The sequence below is a fragment of the Streptomyces sp. NPDC093094 genome (assembly GCF_044754345.1).
Classification (GTDB): domain Bacteria; phylum Actinomycetota; class Actinomycetes; order Streptomycetales; family Streptomycetaceae; genus Streptomyces.
In genome coordinates this window covers 132,932-150,092 of the sequence record NZ_JBIVOX010000015.1, presented here as the reverse complement: position 1 = coordinate 150,092, position 17,161 = coordinate 132,932, and the positions used below count along the sequence as shown (strand labels likewise).

The following is a 17,161-nucleotide window of genomic DNA, read 5'->3' as shown; positions in this document are numbered from 1 at the left end:
GACCGGCCGCACGCCGGACGACCGGCCGGGGCGCCGAGCGCGGGCGCCGGGGCGAGGACCGCGGTGAGGAGCCTTCCGCGGATTCGCGGTGCCATGGCGTCCCTTCCAAGGGTGGGGGAAGTGACGGACTACCGGGTCCCCAGGGTGAGGACCCGTTCCTCTCCGGCGACGAGGGCGAGCGGCCGCCCGCCGCCGGAGGGGGTTCTGAGGTCCACGCGGCAGGTGCGCGCGGGCCGGATCACCGCTCTCGCCGCGGCGCCGCTCCAGGCGAGGTCGACCTCGGCGCCGAACCGGGTCCGGACGCCGCGCAGCCGGCCCTCGGGCAGGCCGCCCGGCCGGGCGGGCAGCAGGACGAGCCGGTGCGGGGTCGACTGGACGAGCGCCTCGATGAGCACGGCGGGCAGCGCGTGGGCGGCGTCCGCGTTGTAGACGTGCCGGTGCGGGTAGTGGGCGCTCATCAGGGAGACGTGGAAGAAGTCGCCGTCGAGCACCCGGCCGAGGGCGCTGCCGACCCGGTCGGCGTCCCTCAGCCGGGCCGCCACGAGCGCGTGGTGGAGATGGCCGTGCGCGGAGTCGTTCTCGGCGCCCCGCAGCCGCAGCGCCCGGTGCGCGGCGGCGGCCAGCTCGGGGGTGTCGTACGGGGTGACCTCCTCCAGCGGCCACACGCCGTAGAGATGGCTGAGATGGCGGTGGTCGTAGCTGTCGTCGAGGCCGGGCCAGGCCCATTCGGCGAGGGCGCCGTCCGCGTTGACGCGGTGGGGAGGCAGCCGGCCGGCGAGAGCGCGCCGGCGGTCCGCGTGCTGCGGGTGGTACTCGGCCGCGGTCAGCAGCGCGTGACGGGCCGCCGACAGGTCCATGGCCGCGTTGACCGCGCCCCAGCTGCCGTTCGCCGGACGGTTCTCCGGCGAGTAGGACGGCACGACGACGAGCCGGCCGTCCGCGTCGGTACGGGTGAGGAAGTCCTCGTAGAACAGCGCGAGTTCGGCGAGCGCCTCGGCGGTGCGCGGGTCACGGGCGCCGCGGGTCTCGTCATGGTCGACGAGCGGCTTGAGCAGCCAGTCGGCGCCCGCGGTCCACAGGTGGAGGGGGTACTCGCGGGAGAAGTGATACGTGTGCCCCGACTCGCCGTCGGTGTGGGCGGGGGCGACGATGCCCCGGGCGCCGAACACGGCACGCGCGTTGTCCCTCCAGTCGTCGAGGTGGCCGTGGACGAGCCGGGCGAGGGCCTCGGTGACCTCGGGGAGGGCGGCCGCGGCCGCGCAGGCCGTCTGGAGGTTGAGGTTGGCGTCGGCGGTGAACGCGCCGGACCACGCCGTGTCCCAGTCGCCGGTCCACAGCCCGGTCAGCCGGGGCGGCAGCAGCCCGGAGGCGGACAGCAGGTGGTAGCGGCCGGCCGCGAAGAGGCGCTCCACCAGGGCCGGGCTGCGCGTGCGCGCGAGCAGCTCCGAGCCGGGCAGGGCACGTTCGGCCGGGCCGGCGGCCAGGTCGAGGGTGACGCGGCCGTAGGCGGTGCGGTGCAGGGCCAGATGCCGGTCCAGGAGAGCGTCGTACGACGTTCCGTCGAGCAGGTCGCGCAGGGCGCGGGTCTCCGTGAGCACGTCCGGCTCGCCGGTGTGCCGGTGCACCCGGGTGAGCAGCAGCACCGAGGAAGCGCCCTCCACCCGCATGCCGGGCGCGGCCAGGGCCGTGGTGCCGCCGGTGACCTCGGCGAGGGTCACTCCGGTGTAGGCGAGTTCGCTGTCCGGGTAGCGGGCGCGCAGGGTGAGCGCCGCGCCCTCGGGGGTGAGGTGGGCGCCGTGGCCGACACCGAGGCCGCGGGGCACGCCCGGCAGGCGGTGGTCGAGGGACAGGCCGAGGGTGAGGCCGGGGCCGGTGACGTGCTGGACGATCACGTCGTCCGCACGGGAGACGAAGACGCGGCTGGCCCAGTCGTGGGTGCGGGCGGTGACCTCGCCCGTGGCGAAGTCGACGCGGCGGCGGTAGCCGTCACCGCGTGCGCCCGGCCTTCTCAGGCGCAGGGCGAAGGCCGGATGGAAGGACTGCACCCACTGCAGGGGGCGGCCGTCGGTGAACTCCTCGGCGGCGGTGAGGTCGCCGGCGAGGAGTCTGTCCTGGAGGGCGCGCAGTCCCTCGGCGAGCTGCGGCGGCCGGGCGGACCGGGTGCCGTCGGGGCGGACCAGGGCGTGATGGGTGACGACGACCCGGTCGTCGTCCGGGTCGCCGGACACGAGGGCGCCGTGACGGCCGTTGCCCGTCAGGAAGGAGTCCTCCCAGCGGATGGCGGGGCGGGGCTCCCAGGTGCCGTGGACGGGGCCGCCGGCGAGGTCCCGGGTCATGGCTTCAGCACCGCCACGCCGTACCGGCCGAGGGTGACCCGGTCCGTGCGGGTCTCGCCGGTGAGGAGGTCGCGGTGGGTGCCCGGCACGGTGACGGTGACCGGCTCGTGGCCGTGGTGGAGCAGGAACAGCAGCTCACCGCGGCGCACGGCCTCGACGTCGGCGGGGAGGCCGTCCAGCACCGGCCGGGCACCCGCCTCGGAGGCGATCCGCGCGAGCAGGTCGCGCAGTGCCTCCGGCTCGGGGAGGGTGGAGAGGTACCAGGCGCGGCCCTGCCGGAGCACGGCGGGCAGGCCGTCGAGCTCGCCGCCCCGGTAGGCGATCGCCCCGGCGCCGTCCTCGGCCTCGATCTCCTCGGACCACAGGGTGCCGCGGAAGCCGTCGCACCCGGCGCTCTCCCCCGCCTCCAGCGGCCACCACTCGTGCAGGGTGCGGATGCCGAAGAGGCCGCGCAGCCTGGCGTCCATGCCGCCGGGCCGCACCCGGTCGTCCTCGTCGGCGACGCCGGTGAGGAAGCCGCTGACGAGGGTTCCGCCCCGGCGGACGTACGTCAGGAGGTTCTCGATCGCCGTGTCGGTCAGGACGTACGCCTGGGGGACGACGACCATCCGGTAGCCGCTCAGGTCGTGCTCGGGGTGGGCGAAGTCGGTGGTGAGGCGGGCCTCCCACAGGGCGCGGTGCCAGGCGTTCAGGACCTCGGCGTGGTCGACCTCGGCGGAGAGGCGGCCGTCCTGGCCACAGGCCCACCAGGAGTGCCAGTCGTGCAGGATCGCCACGTCCGCGGTGACGCCCGTGCCGGTGACCTCGCCGAGCCGCGCCAGTTCGGCGCCGATCCGCTTGACCTCCTGGAAGGTGCGGCCCTCCTCACCGGCGTGGCCGAGCATCCCGGAGTGGAACTTCTCCGCGCCCTGCCGGGACTGGCGCCACTGGAAGTAGCAGACGGCGTCGGCCCCGCGGGCCACCGCCTGGAGGGACCACAGCCGGTTCAGGCCACGCGGCTTCGGGTGGTTGACCCCGCGCCAGTTGACGGCCCCGGCGGCCTGTTCCATCAGCATCCAGGGGCCGCGGGCCTGTGAGCGGGTCAGGTCCTGGACGAGGGCGCCGCGCTGCGCGCCGAGGGGGTCGCGCGGGTCGGGGTAGAGGTCGACGGAGACGACGTCCTCCTCCTCGGCCCAGCGCCAGGCGTCCACGCCGGTCCACAGCGGCATGAAGTTGGTGGTGACGGGGAGGTGCGGCGTGTGCCGGCGGACGATGTCGCGCTCGGCCGTGAAGCACTCCAGCAGCATGTCCGAGGTGAAGCGGCGGAAGTCGAGCACATGGGCGGGGTTGTTGAGGTAGTGGGCACGGCGCGGGGGCAGGACGCCGTCCCAGGTGTCGTAGCCCTGGCTCCAGAAGGCGGTTCCCCAGGCGGTGTTCAGCGCGTCGAGGGTGCCGTACCGCGCGCGCAGCCAGCGGCGGAAGGCGGCGGCGGCCTCGTCGCCGTGGTCGAAGGTGCAGTACTCGTTGTTGATGTGCCACATCGTGAGGGCGGGGTGGCCGGCGTAGCGGGCGGCGAGGTCCTCGGTGACGGCGGCGGCACGGCTGCGGTAGACGGCGCTGGAGTGGGAGAAGTGCTGGCGTCCGCCCCACCACTCGATACGGCCGTCCGCGTCGCGGGGCAGCGTCTCGGGGTGCAGCCGGCCCATCCAGGGCGGCGGGGCGGAGGTCGGGGTGGCGAGAACGACGCCGATGCCGTGCCCGTGCATCAGGTCCATCAGCCGGTCCAGCCAGCCGAAGTCCCGCTCGCCGGGGCGGGGTTCGAGCCGGGCCCAGGAGAAGACGCCGAGGGTGACGGAGTTGACGGAGGCGTCCTTCATCAGCCGGACGTCCTCCTGCCAGGTCTCCTCGGGCCACTGCTCGGGGTTGTAGTCGCCGCCGAAGAGGAGGCGGCCGCGGCCCGCGGTGGCGAGGGCCGGCTTCATACGGGCTCCCCGTACGGGATGCCGCGGCCGTGGACGGGGAGGCGGACGCAGCCGTGCGGCCGGGGACCGCCGGTGGCGGTCCCGCCGGTCCGGCCCCGCCGGTGTGCGTCGTCGCCGGTCCTCACCCGGGCCCTCGCCCCGTCGTCGGAGCGGTGCACGGCGGCGGGGAGGTCCCCGGTGGCGCCGATGACGGCGTCGCGCCGACGGCAGGAGCCGCTCACGGCGGGCGCGGCCCGGGCGGCCGGGGCCGGCAGCGGCAGCGCCGCGGGAGCAGCGGCTGCCGCGCTCTCCGCGGGAACGGTTCGCCGGTCGGGCCGGGGTGCGCGCATGACATACCTCGCTCTACGGCTGAGCTCTACGACTGAGCTCTACGACTGGGGGGAGGGGAGATGTCTCAGGGGTGCGGGGCCGTACCGGGATGCGGCTTCCGCCGCATCGGTGCGGCCGGCCACGACGGGCGGCCCGGCGGAGGACGGCGGACGGCGCCGGCCCGTCCGGGCCTCGGTCCTCCACCGCGCAGGGCCTCAGCCCTTCACCGCGCCGGTCAGCATGCCCTTCTTGAAGTGCCGCTGGACGAAGGGCGACAGCACGGCCACCGGCAGCAGCGCCATCACCATGACGGCCATCTGCACGGCCAGGCCGGACAGTTCACCGGTCTTGATGGCCTGGCCCAGCCCGACCGGCGCCTCCTGCTTCTGCACCAGCTGGATCATGACGTTCTGCAGCGGCATCATGTCCTGGTCGTTGAGGTACAGCGAGGCGTTGAACCATGCGCTCCAGTACCCGACGGCGTAGAACAGCGTGATCACCGCGATCACGGGGCGGGACAGCGGCATCACGATCTGCCGGAGGATCCGGAGGTCCCCGGCCCCGTCGATGCGCGCGCTGTCGATCAGTTCCTGGGAGATGCCCATGAAGAACCCGCGCAGGACGAGGATGTTGAAGACGCTGATCGCGCCGGGCAGGATCAGCGCGAGATAGGTGTCGGTCAGTCCCAGCGACTGCACCAGCAGATAGGTGGGGATCAGCCCGGCGCTGAAGAACATCGTCGCCAGCAGGACCATGAGGATCCAGCGGTGCCCGAGCGAGCCGGTGCGCGAGAGCCCGTAGGCGCACAGGACGGACACGGTCATCGAGAACAGCGTGCCGACGAGGGTGACGGCCACGCTGACGACCGCGGCCCGTGTCACCTGTCCGCCGCCCAGCAGTTCCCGGTAGGCCACGAAGGTGATGTCCCCGGGCACCATCACCAGCCCGCCGGCCTCGTCGATCGTCCTGCGGGACGACAGACTGGTGACGAGGACGATCCACAGCGGGAACAGGATCCCGAGGCAGGCCAGCGCCAGGACCAGCCCCTTGGCCCCGAGTCCGGCCCGGGTGGGACGCTCCTCCCACACCGGCCGGGGCGGCGCCTGCCACCAGCGGGGCGCGGCGGGTCCGTCGACGGCGGTGGCCGGGTCGACGGCGGCGGGTTCACCGACGGTGGCGGTCACTTCTTGTACACCCCCTGCTCGCCCATGAGATGGGCCGCCTTGTTCGCGACGAGGACCAGGCCGAGACTGACGACGCCCTTGACGAGCCCTGCGGCGGCCGCGTAGCCGAAGTCCTGGTTGCGGACGCCGTTCCACCACACGAAGGTGTCGAGCACCTCGGCCGCCCCTGGCCCGACGGCGTCGCGCTGGAGCAGGATCTGCTCGAAGCCGACGGTGAGCGCGTCGCCCACCCGCAGCACCAGCAGCAGGGCGATCACCGGCCGCAGGGCCGGCAGCGTGACGTGCCACATGCGGCGCCAGCGGTTCGCTCCGTCCATCGCGGCGGCCTCGTACAGATCGGCCGGCACGGCCGCCAGCGCGGCGAGGAAGACGATGATCCCCCAGCCGGCGTCCTTCCAGACGGACTGCGCGGTGATCAGGAACGCGAAGGTCTCCGGGTCGGTCATGATGTCGAGCCCGTCGTACCCGTGCTGCCGCAGCAGCTGGGAGAGGAGGCCCGCGCCGCCGAGGAGCTGCTGGAATACGGCGACGACCAGCACCCAGGAGAAGAAGTGCGGCAGATACAGGATCGCCTGGGAGACCGCCCGCACCCGGGGCCTGACCACGCTGTTGATGAGCAGCGCGAGCAGGACCGGGACCGGGAAGTAGAGCACGAGCTGGAGGACGAACAGCACCAGTGTGTTCGTGACCGCGTTCCAGAAGTCCGGGTCCTCGAAGATCCGCCGGAAGTTCTCCGGGCCCACCCAGGGGCTGTTCAGGATCGAGACGACGCCGTTGTCGCTGATGTAGGGGTCGTAGTCCTGGAAGGCGACGACGTTGCCGAGGATCGGGACGTAGTGGAAGAGCAGGACCAGGGCGACGGCCGGCAGGGTCATCAGCAGGAGCACCCGGTCGCGTCCGAGCCGGAGACGCAGGCCCGGCCTTCCCGGGGGTCGCCCCCGCCCGGGGCCGGTGGCGCGGACACGCGTCACCGGGGCCTTCTCGGTCGTGCCGGCCTCGGCCCTGCTCCGAGGCACCGTGCTGTGGGACACGGGTTCTCCTTGCCTGGGTGTCGGGTCAGCCGGCCGCCGAGCCGTTCTCGTCGAGGATCTGCTTGTACCAGTCGCGCAGCTTGTCGCCGCCCTTGTTCCTCCACTCGGCGACGGCCTGCTGCATGTCGCCGATCTTCCTGCGGCCGCGGACGATGTCGTCCTCCAGCTGCTCGAAGTCGCTGTAGAGGTTGGACCAGCGGGCGGGTTCGGTGATCTGCATGCCGTAGAAGGAGGACTTCCGGGTGAGGGCGCCCATCCGCTGCTGCCACTCGACCTGGCCCCTGGCGACCTCGGGGAAGTCGGGGTGGGCGATGGTGGCGGCGGGACTCGCGACCATCACATAGGCGTTCATCACGTCGATGTTGCCCTGGTCCGTCTTGGTGGGGACGCCGTCCTTCACGGAGTAATGGGTGCCCTCCACACCGTAGTTGGTCATCATGTACTCCTTGGTGCCGTACGGCGCGGCGGTGACGTTGGCGACGGCCAGCACGTCACGGATCACCGGCTCCGGGGCCTTCTTGCTGACGAAGGCGAAGATGCCCGCGGGCTGTTCGGCCCACAGGACCGGCTCGCCTCCGTCGTGGCCGCAGACGTCCATGCCCCAGACCTCGAAGCCGGGGTTCTGCACGGCCTGTTCGGCGGTGCGGCTCCACCACTGGGAGATGTTGTTGGCGTAGACCAGGAACTCGCCGGCCGCGAACTTGGGGCCGGGGTCGGTGGCCTGGCTCTTGCCCAGCAGGGCGTCCGGGTGCACCACGTCCGCGGCGAAGAGCTTGCGGGTCCACTCCAGCGCTTCGAGGAACTCGTCGGTCTCGACGCGGTTGACCAGTCTGCCGTCGACGAGGTTCCAGCCGAGCGGCTTCTCGCTGCCGGAGAGCACGCCGAACATCTGGAACGCGGTCCACTTCATGTCCAGGCACGCCCAGCGCCTGGCCCTGGCGTTCGTGATGTCCTTGGCCAGGGCCAGGAACTCGTCCGCGGAGCGCGGGACCTCGTAGCCCTCCTTCTCGAAGACGTCCCTGCGGTAGAGCGGGACGATCCCGGTGACGGAGGGGGCGGGCTGGGGCAGACCGAGGAGCCGGCCGCCGAAGAGGGAGCGCCGCCAGGCGTCCGTGGGGATCGCCGCGAGGTTCGGGTACTCCTTGACGGCGTCGCCGGACAGATAGGGGCCGAGGTCGGCGAACTTGCTGATGACGGCGCTGGGTATGCGGCCGTTCATGTTCCAGCCGGGGACGACCACCACGTCCGGGACGTCGCTGGAGGCGAGGACCGCGCCGAGCTTCTGCTCGTAGGTGTTGCCGTCCTGGTTCTGCCAGCGGACGTCGACGCCGATCAGGTCGTTCATGCCCCGGTAGTAGGCGTTGTCCGGCTTCGGGGGCGAGCCCCAGAACGGTGACATGACGGTGACCCGGCCGCCCTTGCCGAGCTTCTTCGGCACCGAGGTCTTCAGTCCCGCGAGGTCGAGCCTGCCGGTGAAGCCGACGGCGGAGCCGTTCCTGGCCGGGATGTCCGGGGTCACCACCCCGCTGGCCACGTACGCCGGCAGCAGCTTCTCGGCGTCCTTGCCCGACGTGGTGCCGTCGCGCGAGCCTCCGTCGGAGCCGCCGCACGCGGCGAGCAGCGGCATGCCCCCGGCCACCGCCGCGGTGGCCACCGCGGTGGAGGCGAGGAAGCTTCTCCGGCTGGGGGCGGAGGAAGCGGCGTTCGGCGTCATTGCGTCAACCCTTCGGGAGTCGAAGCGCTTCGATGTTGCTGCGAGGTTAAGTGAACGCCGAGGGGCGCACAAGGGTCGATCCCAAGATTCCCCACGGCCCGCCAACGACTCAGAGGGCTTTCCGCACTTGGGTGCATCTGGTTCGCGATGTCATACGTCTTGACACCTGCCCCTGGGTCGAATGAGCATCGAAGCGCTTCGAAAGCCATTCCAAGGGGAACCCCACGTGACCGCTTCCACGCCGCCCGTGCCGCCGTTCCGCGATCCGCGCCTGCCGCTCGCGAAGCGTGTCGACGATCTGCTGTCGCGGCTGACGCCCGACGAGAAGGTGCCGTTCCTGCACCAGTTCGCGCCCGCCGTGGAACGCCTCGGCGTCGCCGCCTTCCGCACCGGGCAGGAGGCCCTGCACGGCGTCGCCTGGATGGGCCCGGCGACGGTGTTCCCGCAGGCGGTCGGGCTCGGCGCGACCTGGAACGAGGACCTGGTCCGCCGGGTCGGCGAGGCCGTGTCGCGGGAGGTGCGCGCGATGCGCGCCCGTGACGGCCGGGTGGGCCTGAACGTCTGGTCGCCGACGGTGAACCTGCTGCGCCACCCGCTGTGGGGCCGCAACGAGGAGGGCTACTCGGAGGACCCGAAGCTCACCTCCGCCCTCGCCACCGCCTACACCCACGGCCTGCGCGGCCCCGATCCGGTGCACTGGCGCACGGCCCCGGTGCTCAAGCACTGGCTGGCGCACAACAACGAGACGGCCAGGGACACCTCGTCGGCCTCCGTGCGCCCGCGGGTGCTGCACGAGTACGACCTGCGCGCCTTCCGCGAGACCGTCGAGGCGGGCGCGGTGGCCGGGGTGATGCCGGCCTACAACCTGGTCAACGGCCGCCCCAACCACGTCTCGCCGTATCTGCGCGAGCACCTGCGCACCTGGACCGAGGAGGACCTGCTGGTCTGCTCGGACGCGGGCGCGCCGTCCAACCTGGTCGACTCCGAGCACTACTTCGCCACCCACGAGGAGGCGACCGCCGCCGCGGTCCTGGCCGGCGTCGACAGCTTCACCGACCACGGCACCGACTCCTCGCGGACCGTCGGCCGGGTGCGGGGCGCACTGGAGCGGGGCCTGCTGACCGAGGCGGACGTCGACACCGCCGTACGCCGCCAGCTCTCGGTCCGCTTCCGGCTCGGCGAGTTCGACGGGACCGACGGGTACGGCGGCCACGACGACCCGGACGCCTTCGACACCCCCGCGCACCGGGACCTCGCCCAAGAGGCCGCCGAGCAGGCGATCGTGCTGCTGAAGAACGACGGCACGCTGCCGCTGGCCCCGGACACCCGGATCGCCGTCGTCGGACTGCTCGCCGACGAGTGCAAGCTCGACTGGTACAGCGGCACGCTGATCCACCGCTCCACCCCGCTGGAGGGCCTGTACGAGCGGTTCGGCGCGGAGCGGGTGCAGTTCGCGGAGGGCGTGGACCGGGTGCGGCTGCGCACGGCCGACGGCCGCTTCCTGCGGGTTCCCGAGGCCGGGGACACAGCCGACGAGGTGCGCGGTGCACAGGGCGCCCTGGACCCGGCGCTGCTGGCCGGCCGCACCGACCTGCCGCCGCTGACGGCGGACGCGGACGGCACCGAGCTGGCCCTGGCGGACTGGGGCGAGGGCGTGCTCACCCTGCGCGCGCCGGACGGCCGGTACCTGTCGGTCGCCGGCGACGGGTTCCTGCGCGCCTCCGCCGGCCAGCCGGGCGGCTGGGTCGTGCAGGAGACGTTCCGCCTCGAACCGCATGGAACGGGTCACCTCCTCCGGCACCTGGGGACGGGCCGCCCCGTGTGCGTCGCCGCCGGCGGCGTGAAGGTTGCCGGTGACTCCGCGGAGACGGGTGAGGTGTTCGAGGTGGTCGTCGTCGAGCACGGCGAGGACGGCGTGGCCCGGGCGGCGGCCGGGGCGGACGTGGTGGTGGTCGTCGCGGGGAACGACCCGCACATCAACGGCCGGGAGACCGAGGACCGTACGACGCTGCGGCTGCCCGGCCATCAGCGGCGGCTGCTGCGCGCCGCGCGCGCGGCGAACCCGAGCACCGTGCTGGCGCTGGTCTCCGCGTATCCGTACGCCGTCGAGCCGGGTCCGCTCGCCGCAGTGCTGTGGACCGCGCACGGCGGCCAGGCGGCCGGGACCGCGCTGGCCCGGGTGCTGGCCGGTGACGTCTCCCCCGCCGGCCGGCTGCCGCAGACCTGGTACGGCCGTGACGCCGACCTGCCGGGCCTGCTCGACTACGACGTCATCGGCGGCCGCCAGACGTACCTGTACTTCGAGGGCGTCCCGCAGTTCCCCTTCGGCCACGGTCTGACGTACACGACGTTCGCGTACGGTGATCCGGTCGCGCGCGTGGGCGACGACGCGGTGCATGTGTCCTTCGGCGTCACCAACACCGGGGACACGGCCTCCGACGAGGTCGCCCAGCTGTACGTGCGCGCGGCCGCCCCGTCCGTGGTCCGGCCGCGCCGTCAGCTGGTCGCGCACCGCAGGGTGCGTCTGGCGCCCGGCGAGCGCGCCGAACTGCACTTCACGGTGGGGCTCGGGGAGTTCGCGTTCTGGGACGTGGCGCTCGGCCGCCTCCGGGTGGAGCCGGGCCCGTACGAACTGCTGGCGGGCGCCTCCAGCGAGGACGTCCGGCTGCGGACGACGGTGACGCTCGGCGGTGAGCCCACCGGGCCCCGGCCCGTGCTCGGGCGCGGCCTCGCGGCGGCCGACTTCGACGAGCAGAGCGGCACCGAGATCGTCGACCGTTCCAAGGTGTCGGGCGACGCGGTGACGGCCGTGGCGGGAGGCACCGGCGAACTCGTCTTCCGGGACTGCGGCTTCGGCGCCGGCGTCACCGGGGTCCACGCGGAGCTGGCCGGGGAGGGCGTGCTGGAACTGTCCCTGGACGGCGGCCCGGTCCTCGCCGTGCTGGAGGCACCCGCCTCAGGGCCGTACGACTACACCGTCGTGGCCGCCCGGCTGACCGCCGCGGGCGTCCACGACGTCCACCTCAGGCTGCGCGGCCCGCTGCGGCTCGCGCACGTCGGCTTCTCCGGTTGAGGGTCCGGAGCGGGCCGGCGGCACGGCGACGGCCGGAGCCCCCGCACAGTGGGCTCCGGCCGTCGTGTTCGCGGGACCGGGTCAGAGGGCGAGGCCGGTCAGGACCAGGACCCGCTCGTAGGTGTAGTCGTCCATGGCGTACCGGACGCCCTCGCGGCCCACGCCGGACTGCTTGGCACCGCCGTACGGCATCTGGTCGGCACGGTAGGAGGGGGCGTCGCCGATGATCACGCCGCCGACCTCCAGGGCGCGGTGGGCGCGGAAGGCCGTCTGGAGGTCGTGGGTGAACACGCCCGCCTGGAGGCCGAACTTGGAGTCGTTGACCGCGGCGAACGCCTCGGCCTCGCCGTCGACCTTGTGCAGGCTGAGGACCGGGCCGAAGACCTCCTCGGTGGCGAGGGTGACGCCCGCGGGCAGCTCGGCGAGGACGGTCGGCGCGTAGGTGGCGCCCTCACGGGTGCCGCCGGTGAGGAGCTTGGCGCCGGCCTGGACGGCCTCGTTCACCCAGGACTCGACGCGCTTCGCCGCGTCCTCGCTGACCAGCGGGCCCACGTCGGTGGAGTCGGCGGCCGGGTCACCGGTGACCTGCGCCTCGACGGCGGCGACGACCTTCTCGGCCAGGCGGTCGTAGACGGAGGCGTCGGCGATCACGCGCTGCACGGAGATGCAGGACTGGCCGGCCTGGTAGTTGGAGAAGGTGGCGATCCGGGTCGCCGCCCAGTCCAGGTCCGCCTCGGAGGACCAGTCGCCGAGCACGACGGCGGCGGCGTTGCCGCCCAGCTCCAGCGTGCAGTGCTTGTGCGGCACCGACTGCTGGATCGCGTAGCCGACCTTGTCCGAACCGGTGAAGGAGATCACCGGCAGGCGCTCGTCCTGGACCAGGGCGGGCATGGCCTCGTTGAGGACCGGCAGCACGGACCAGGAACCGGCCGGCAGGTCCGTCTCGGCGAGCAGCTCACCGAGGATCAGGCCGGACAGCGGGGTGGCCGGGGCCGGCTTGAGGATGATCGGCGCGCCGACGGCGATGGCCGGGGCGATCTTGTGGGCGCACAGGTTCAGCGGGAAGTTGAACGGCGCGATGCCGAGGACCACGCCCTTGGGGAAGCGGCGGGTCAGGCCGAGACGGCCGACGCCGCCGGCGTCGGTGTCCAGGCGCTGGGCCTCGCCGCCGTTGAAGCGGCGGGCCTCCTCGGCCGCGAAGCGGAAGACGGACACGGCACGGCCGACCTCGCCGCGGGCCCACTTGACCGGCTTGCCGTTCTCGGCGGAGATCAGCTGGGCGATCTCCTCGGTGCGCTCGGCCAGCCGCCTGGAGACGTGGTCGAGGGCGGCGGCACGCACATGGGCCGGGGTGGCGGCGAACTCGTCGAGCACGCCGTGCGCGGCGGCGACGGCCTCCTCGACCTGGGCCTCGGTCGGGACGCTGACCTTGCCGACGAGACGGCCGTCGAACGGGTTGGTCACGTCGAAGGTGTCCGTGCCGGTGGCCTGACGGCCGGCGAGCCAGAAGGCGTGGGTGGCGGTCATTCGAGTCCCGGCCCTTCCGCGTAGAGGTGTGCTTGGTGTCTGTCGGATCCACGGTAGGCGCGGGGCGCGGACGGCGGGGTTGTCCGATCCGTAGCAGTCGGCTGCGGGGGTGTGCCGCTTTGGCCTGCTACTCGGGCGTGGTCGCCTTCAGCGCCAGCCACAGCTCCATACGGACGTCCGGGTCGTCCAGGGAACGTCCGAGGATCTCCTCCACCCGCCGCATCCGGTAGCGCAGGGTGTGCCGGTGCACACCGAGGTCGGCGGCGGCCGCGTCCCACTGGCCGTGCCGGGACAGCCAGGCCCGCAGGGAGGCCACGAGGTCGCCGCGGCCGGTGGCGTCGTGCTCGTGCAGCGCCCGCAGCAGCCCGTCGGCGAACGCCTTCACGGCGTCGTCGGCGAGCAGCGGCAGCACCGACCCGGCGGCGAGCCGCTCGTGCTCGACGAGGACGCGGCCGCGCCGGCGGGCCACCGACAGCGCCTGCTCGGCCTGTCTGTAGGCGGCGGCCGCGGCGGTCGGCCCGGCGGGCGCGGACAGTCCGACGACCGGTTCCCCCTCGTCCCCCGCGGCCTGCTCCCGCACGGTCGTGCCGGTGCGGACGGCCTCGCGGTCCGCCGCGTGCTCCAGACAGGCCCCCACCGCCGCTCCCGCGTCGGCGGCCAGGATCACCAGCCGCTCCCCCTCGGGCACCACGAGGACGGCCTCCCCGGCGCGGGCGGCCGCCGACTCCAGCAGTTCGGTGAGGGAGCCGAACGCGTCGGAGCGGCCCGGCGCCGCCGTGCACTCGGCGACGGCGATCCGGAAGGGCGCGTCCAGCAGTCCCCCGTACAGGTCGCCCGCGACCGCGCGGGCGTGGTCGGGTTCCCCGGCGAGCAGCATCCGCAGCACGGCCGCGCCGATGCGCTGCTCGGCGGCCTGCAGCGAGCGGGAGCGTTCGGTGGTGAGGGTGAGCAGGGCGATGGCCGAGTGGACGGCGTAGCGCTCGGCGGTGCCGGGGGCGGACGCGGTGCCGACGGCGAGGGCGGCGCGGGGGCGGCGGCCGGTGCCGATGGAGTGCAGCTCGACGCGGTCCTCGTGCTCGGGCCCGCCCACCACGGAACTGGCGGGCGCGGGCCGCTCGCGCAGCCGCTCGACGTCGGCGGTGAGGCGGGCGGCACGCCGGCCGGCCCACTCCGGCGCGGCGGCGACGACGGCCCCGGAGGCGTCGTACAGCGCGGCCCATCCGTCGAGCTGGGCGGCGAGCGCGGCGAGCAGCCCCTCGGGGGCGTCGCCCAGGGCCTGCCGGGTCAGTTCGCGCTGGGCGGCGAAGCCCGCGGTGACCGCCCGGTACTGGTCGGCGGCGATGGCGGCGGAGACGGCCTTGGTGATGGCGAGGAAGGGGGTGCGGCGGGGCACCTCCAGCAGCGGCAGTCCCTCCCGCTCGCAGGCGTCGGCGAGCGCCTGGGGGATCTCGTCGTAGGTGACGCCGACGGCGAAGCCGATCCCGACGACGCCCGCCCCGGCCAGCCGCCGTACGTACCGCCGCATGGTGTCCGGGTCCTCGGCGTCCAGCTTCAGCGCCGTGACCAGCAGCAGCTCGCCGCCCTCCATGTAGGGCACGGGGTCGGCGAGCTCGCTGACGTGCGCCCAGCGCACGGGGACGTCCAGGCGGTCCTCGCCGGCCCGCACGGTCAGCTTGAGCGCGGAGTGGTGGACGAGCGAGGCGAGCGTGGGAGGCATGGGGCCTTCAGATCGGGAAGAGGCTGATCACATGGCTGATCTTTTGGCCGTGGTGTATGAACGGCCTCCCTCGATTCTGCCTCACCGTACGGTCACCTCCCTACCCGTGCGCCTTCAGTTCCGCAGGTCCACCAGCAGCGGCGGCGCGTGCTCGCCCTTGACGGTGGTGAGCGACAGCACGGCGTGCCCGGGCGGCACGCCGTGCGCCAGCTCGGACGCGGACCACCGCTCCCGCTCGACCTGCCGGACGGTGACGGCCCGCGCGGTGGGGGCCTTGCCGGTGATCACCCGGCGCAGCATGTGCACGGCCTTCCCGGCCGGGGTCTCGGCGATGATCTGCCGGTCGGTGACGTCCCGGGCCTCGGTCCACTCCTTGCCCCAGACCTCGGCGAAGTCCTGCCCGTCCCAGGGGGTGAGTCCGGACAGGGCCATCCGGCAGCCGGTGGCCCCGAGCAGCGGGCCGCGCAGCGGGCGGGGCACGTCGTCGAGGGTGCGCAGGGTCAGCACGACCCCCGCGTTGGACGACCGCAGCCGCTGGATGCCGCGCACCGCCTCGGGGGTGACGACCCCGGTGGCGTCGTCCAGCACCAGACAGGCGAACAGCGACCGGTCCTCCCGTACGGCCGTGCTCGCGGTGAACTGGGCGAGCACCAGCCGGGCCAGCATGCGTGAGGCGTCGGCGTGGCCGCGCTCGGGCAGGTCGACGCGCACCCGGACCGGGTGGTCGAGGGCCTTGAGGGAGAACGGCCGGGACCGGCCCGAGGTGTCGAAGAAGCCGGCGAACGCAGGGCGGTCGAGCAGGGCGATCCGGTCGGCGAGGGTGCCGCCGGGGTCGCCGGGCTGGCGCAGCTGCCGCTCGCGCGCGTCCAGTTCCCTGAGCAGCGAATCCTGCCCGGTCTCCGTCAGGGCCCGGCGCAGCTCGGCGAAGGGCGCGGTGTCGCCGTCGAGGAGTCCGCGCAGCTCGGGCACGCCGGGGAAGCGGCCGTGCACGGCGCGGAACGGGCCGAGGAGCTGGGCGAGCACGGTGGTCGCGCGGCGGACGTCGTCGAGGTCCCCGGCCAGCGCTTCGGCGAGCACGGCGGCCGCCTCGTCCGGGTCGGTGGTGCCGCCGTACAGGTCGAGGTCGTGGACGGAGTCCGGGTTGCCGATGCGGACGACGACGTCGAAGGCGTCCGCGGGACCGAGCCCGGCACCCGCCGCGCCGACCACGACGACGGCCGCGCGCCCGGCGAGGGCGTGCAGGCACAGCGACTCGGTGAGCGGCCGCACCAGACTGCCGGTCTTGCCGGAGCCGGCCGGCCCGACCGCGACCAGGGACGTGCCGAGCAGGTCGGGGCCGAGGGCGAGTCCGGCGCTCCGGTAGGCGTAGGGGTTGCGGGGGTCGTCGGCGGTGGTGCCGAGCCGCACCTGGCCGGTGAGCAGGTCGTGGCGGGCGTGCCGGGCGGGCAGGTCGCGCTCGCCGGAGGGGTGCAGACAGGCGGCGGCGCCGTCCTGGAGCACCGCGCCGGTGAACTGGGCCAGGGCGAACCGGCCGGTGCGCACGCCCTGCCAGGCGCGGGCGATCCGGGCGTGGTCGACGTCCCGCATGAGCCCGCCGCGCGCCTCCTCGGCGAGCCGGTCGGCGGCGTCGACGGCCCCGGCCGCGCGCAGCTGCGGCCACTGGGCGGGGTCCTCCTCGGGGGCGGGCGGCGTCTGCTCGGGCTCGCGGCGCCGCAGCCGCGGGGCGGCGAACCGGCGCCAGACCTCGCCCCAGCGGCCGAGCCGGCCCACGCCGACCATGATCGCGAGGGCGACGAGGAAGGTGTAGCCGTTGTAGAGCAGCGCGTTGCCGAGCCGGCTGTCGCTGCCGAGCCAGGAGTCGGGGACGAGCAGTTCCAGCGGCAGTATCCACCAGCCGCCCAGATAGCCGTTCTGGAGCAGGGACCAGATCAGCCAGCCCACGAGGAAGGCGATCAGCGCGCCGCCGAGGAGCTGCCGGGCGGGCACCGGATCGGGCTCCTCCGCCCCGCGCGGCCGGTGCCCGAAGCGCCACACGCCGGGCGCGGCCTGCGGCCTCGGTGCGCGCAGCCACGTCAGGAACGCCGACCCGTCGGGCCGGGGCGGCGCGGCCGGCATCGGCGGAGCCGCCGGCATCCGCGGGGGTCCCGCCGGACGCGGCACCGGGTTCGCCTGTGTGCCCCGCGCGTCCTGCGTCCCGTCGCCGTCCATCGCCCTTGCCCCCTGACCAGCCGCTGGATCCGTCGTCAGCGGCCAATCTAACGCTCTCCCCAGGGGAGTTCACCGCTATGCGGCCGGGGACGCGCCAGGCG

Annotated in this window: 10 protein-coding genes; 1 reads left to right on the top strand and 9 read right to left on the bottom strand. The window is 74.0% G+C overall.

Features of this window, described 5'->3' with window-relative positions; genetic code table 11:
- Positions 1 to 128: 128 nt before the first annotated feature.
- The 6 genes from ACIQGV_RS29060 to ACIQGV_RS29035 form a co-directional block, all read right to left on the bottom strand.
- Entirely contained in the window at positions 129 to 2,336 is a 2,208-nt protein-coding gene (locus tag ACIQGV_RS29060) for a glycosyl hydrolase family 95 catalytic domain-containing protein (protein WP_402499367.1), read from the bottom strand.
- Positions 2,333 to 4,297: a beta-galactosidase gene (locus tag ACIQGV_RS29055; protein ID WP_402499365.1), complete on the bottom strand. Its 1,965-nt coding sequence runs from the start codon at positions 4,295 to 4,297 to the stop codon at positions 2,333 to 2,335. The genes ACIQGV_RS29060 and ACIQGV_RS29055 overlap by 4 nt, the downstream gene beginning before the upstream one ends.
- A complete protein-coding gene (locus ACIQGV_RS29050; protein ID WP_402499362.1) occupies positions 4,294 to 4,626 on the bottom strand; it encodes a hypothetical protein in 333 nt (110 codons plus the stop codon). Before ACIQGV_RS29050 ends, ACIQGV_RS29055 begins: the two co-directional genes overlap by 4 nt.
- A gap of 195 nt (positions 4,627 to 4,821) precedes the next feature.
- Positions 4,822 to 5,790 (bottom strand): carbohydrate ABC transporter permease, encoded by a 969-nt coding sequence (locus ACIQGV_RS29045; RefSeq protein WP_402499359.1) that lies wholly within the window; start codon positions 5,788 to 5,790, stop codon positions 4,822 to 4,824.
- Positions 5,787 to 6,821: an ABC transporter permease gene (locus ACIQGV_RS29040; protein WP_402499356.1), complete on the bottom strand. Its 1,035-nt coding sequence runs from the start codon at positions 6,819 to 6,821 to the stop codon at positions 5,787 to 5,789. The genes ACIQGV_RS29045 and ACIQGV_RS29040 overlap by 4 nt, the downstream gene beginning before the upstream one ends.
- A 25-nt stretch (positions 6,822 to 6,846) precedes the next feature.
- Positions 6,847 to 8,535: an extracellular solute-binding protein gene (locus ACIQGV_RS29035; RefSeq protein ID WP_402499351.1), complete on the bottom strand. Its 1,689-nt coding sequence runs from the start codon at positions 8,533 to 8,535 to the stop codon at positions 6,847 to 6,849.
- A 226-nt stretch (positions 8,536 to 8,761) separates the two neighbouring features.
- On the opposite strand from ACIQGV_RS29035, the gene ACIQGV_RS29030 reads away from it, so the two are divergent.
- Entirely contained in the window at positions 8,762 to 11,608 is a 2,847-nt protein-coding gene (locus ACIQGV_RS29030) for a glycoside hydrolase family 3 C-terminal domain-containing protein (protein ID WP_402499349.1), read from the top strand.
- An 81-nt stretch (positions 11,609 to 11,689) separates the two neighbouring features.
- Here the strand turns inward: ACIQGV_RS29030 and ACIQGV_RS29025 are convergent, their stop codons facing one another.
- The 3 genes from ACIQGV_RS29025 to ACIQGV_RS29015 form a co-directional block, all read right to left on the bottom strand.
- The gene (locus ACIQGV_RS29025) at positions 11,690 to 13,135 is read right to left on the bottom strand and encodes an aldehyde dehydrogenase family protein (protein WP_402499347.1); all 1,446 of its coding nucleotides are present in this window, start codon (positions 13,133 to 13,135) and stop codon (positions 11,690 to 11,692) included.
- Positions 13,136 to 13,262: 127 nt separating this feature from the next.
- Positions 13,263 to 14,852 (bottom strand): PucR family transcriptional regulator, encoded by a 1,590-nt coding sequence (locus tag ACIQGV_RS29020; RefSeq protein ID WP_402499344.1) that lies wholly within the window; start codon positions 14,850 to 14,852, stop codon positions 13,263 to 13,265.
- A 114-nt stretch (positions 14,853 to 14,966) separates the two neighbouring features.
- The gene (locus ACIQGV_RS29015) at positions 14,967 to 17,060 is read right to left on the bottom strand and encodes an ATP-binding protein (RefSeq protein ID WP_402499342.1); all 2,094 of its coding nucleotides are present in this window, start codon (positions 17,058 to 17,060) and stop codon (positions 14,967 to 14,969) included.
- Positions 17,061 to 17,161: the final 101 nt, after the last annotated feature.

What these genes read in the sequence shown, in the direction of transcription:
- ACIQGV_RS29025 (WP_402499347.1), bottom strand. Translation starts at nt 13,135, where the DNA reads ATGACCGCCACCCACGCCTTCTGGCTCGCCGGCCGTCAGGCCACCGGC.
- ACIQGV_RS29035 (WP_402499351.1), bottom strand. Translation starts at nt 8,535, where the DNA reads ATGACGCCGAACGCCGCTTCCTCCGCCCCCAGCCGGAGAAGCTTCCTC.
- ACIQGV_RS29055 (WP_402499365.1), bottom strand. Translation starts at nt 4,297, where the DNA reads ATGAAGCCGGCCCTCGCCACCGCGGGCCGCGGCCGCCTCCTCTTCGGC.
- ACIQGV_RS29020 (WP_402499344.1), bottom strand. Translation starts at nt 14,852, where the DNA reads ATGCCTCCCACGCTCGCCTCGCTCGTCCACCACTCCGCGCTCAAGCTG.
- ACIQGV_RS29060 (WP_402499367.1), bottom strand. Translation starts at nt 2,336, where the DNA reads ATGACCCGGGACCTCGCCGGCGGCCCCGTCCACGGCACCTGGGAGCCC.
- ACIQGV_RS29050 (WP_402499362.1), bottom strand. Translation starts at nt 4,626, where the DNA reads ATGCGCGCACCCCGGCCCGACCGGCGAACCGTTCCCGCGGAGAGCGCG.
- ACIQGV_RS29015 (WP_402499342.1), bottom strand. Translation starts at nt 17,060, where the DNA reads ATGGACGGCGACGGGACGCAGGACGCGCGGGGCACACAGGCGAACCCG.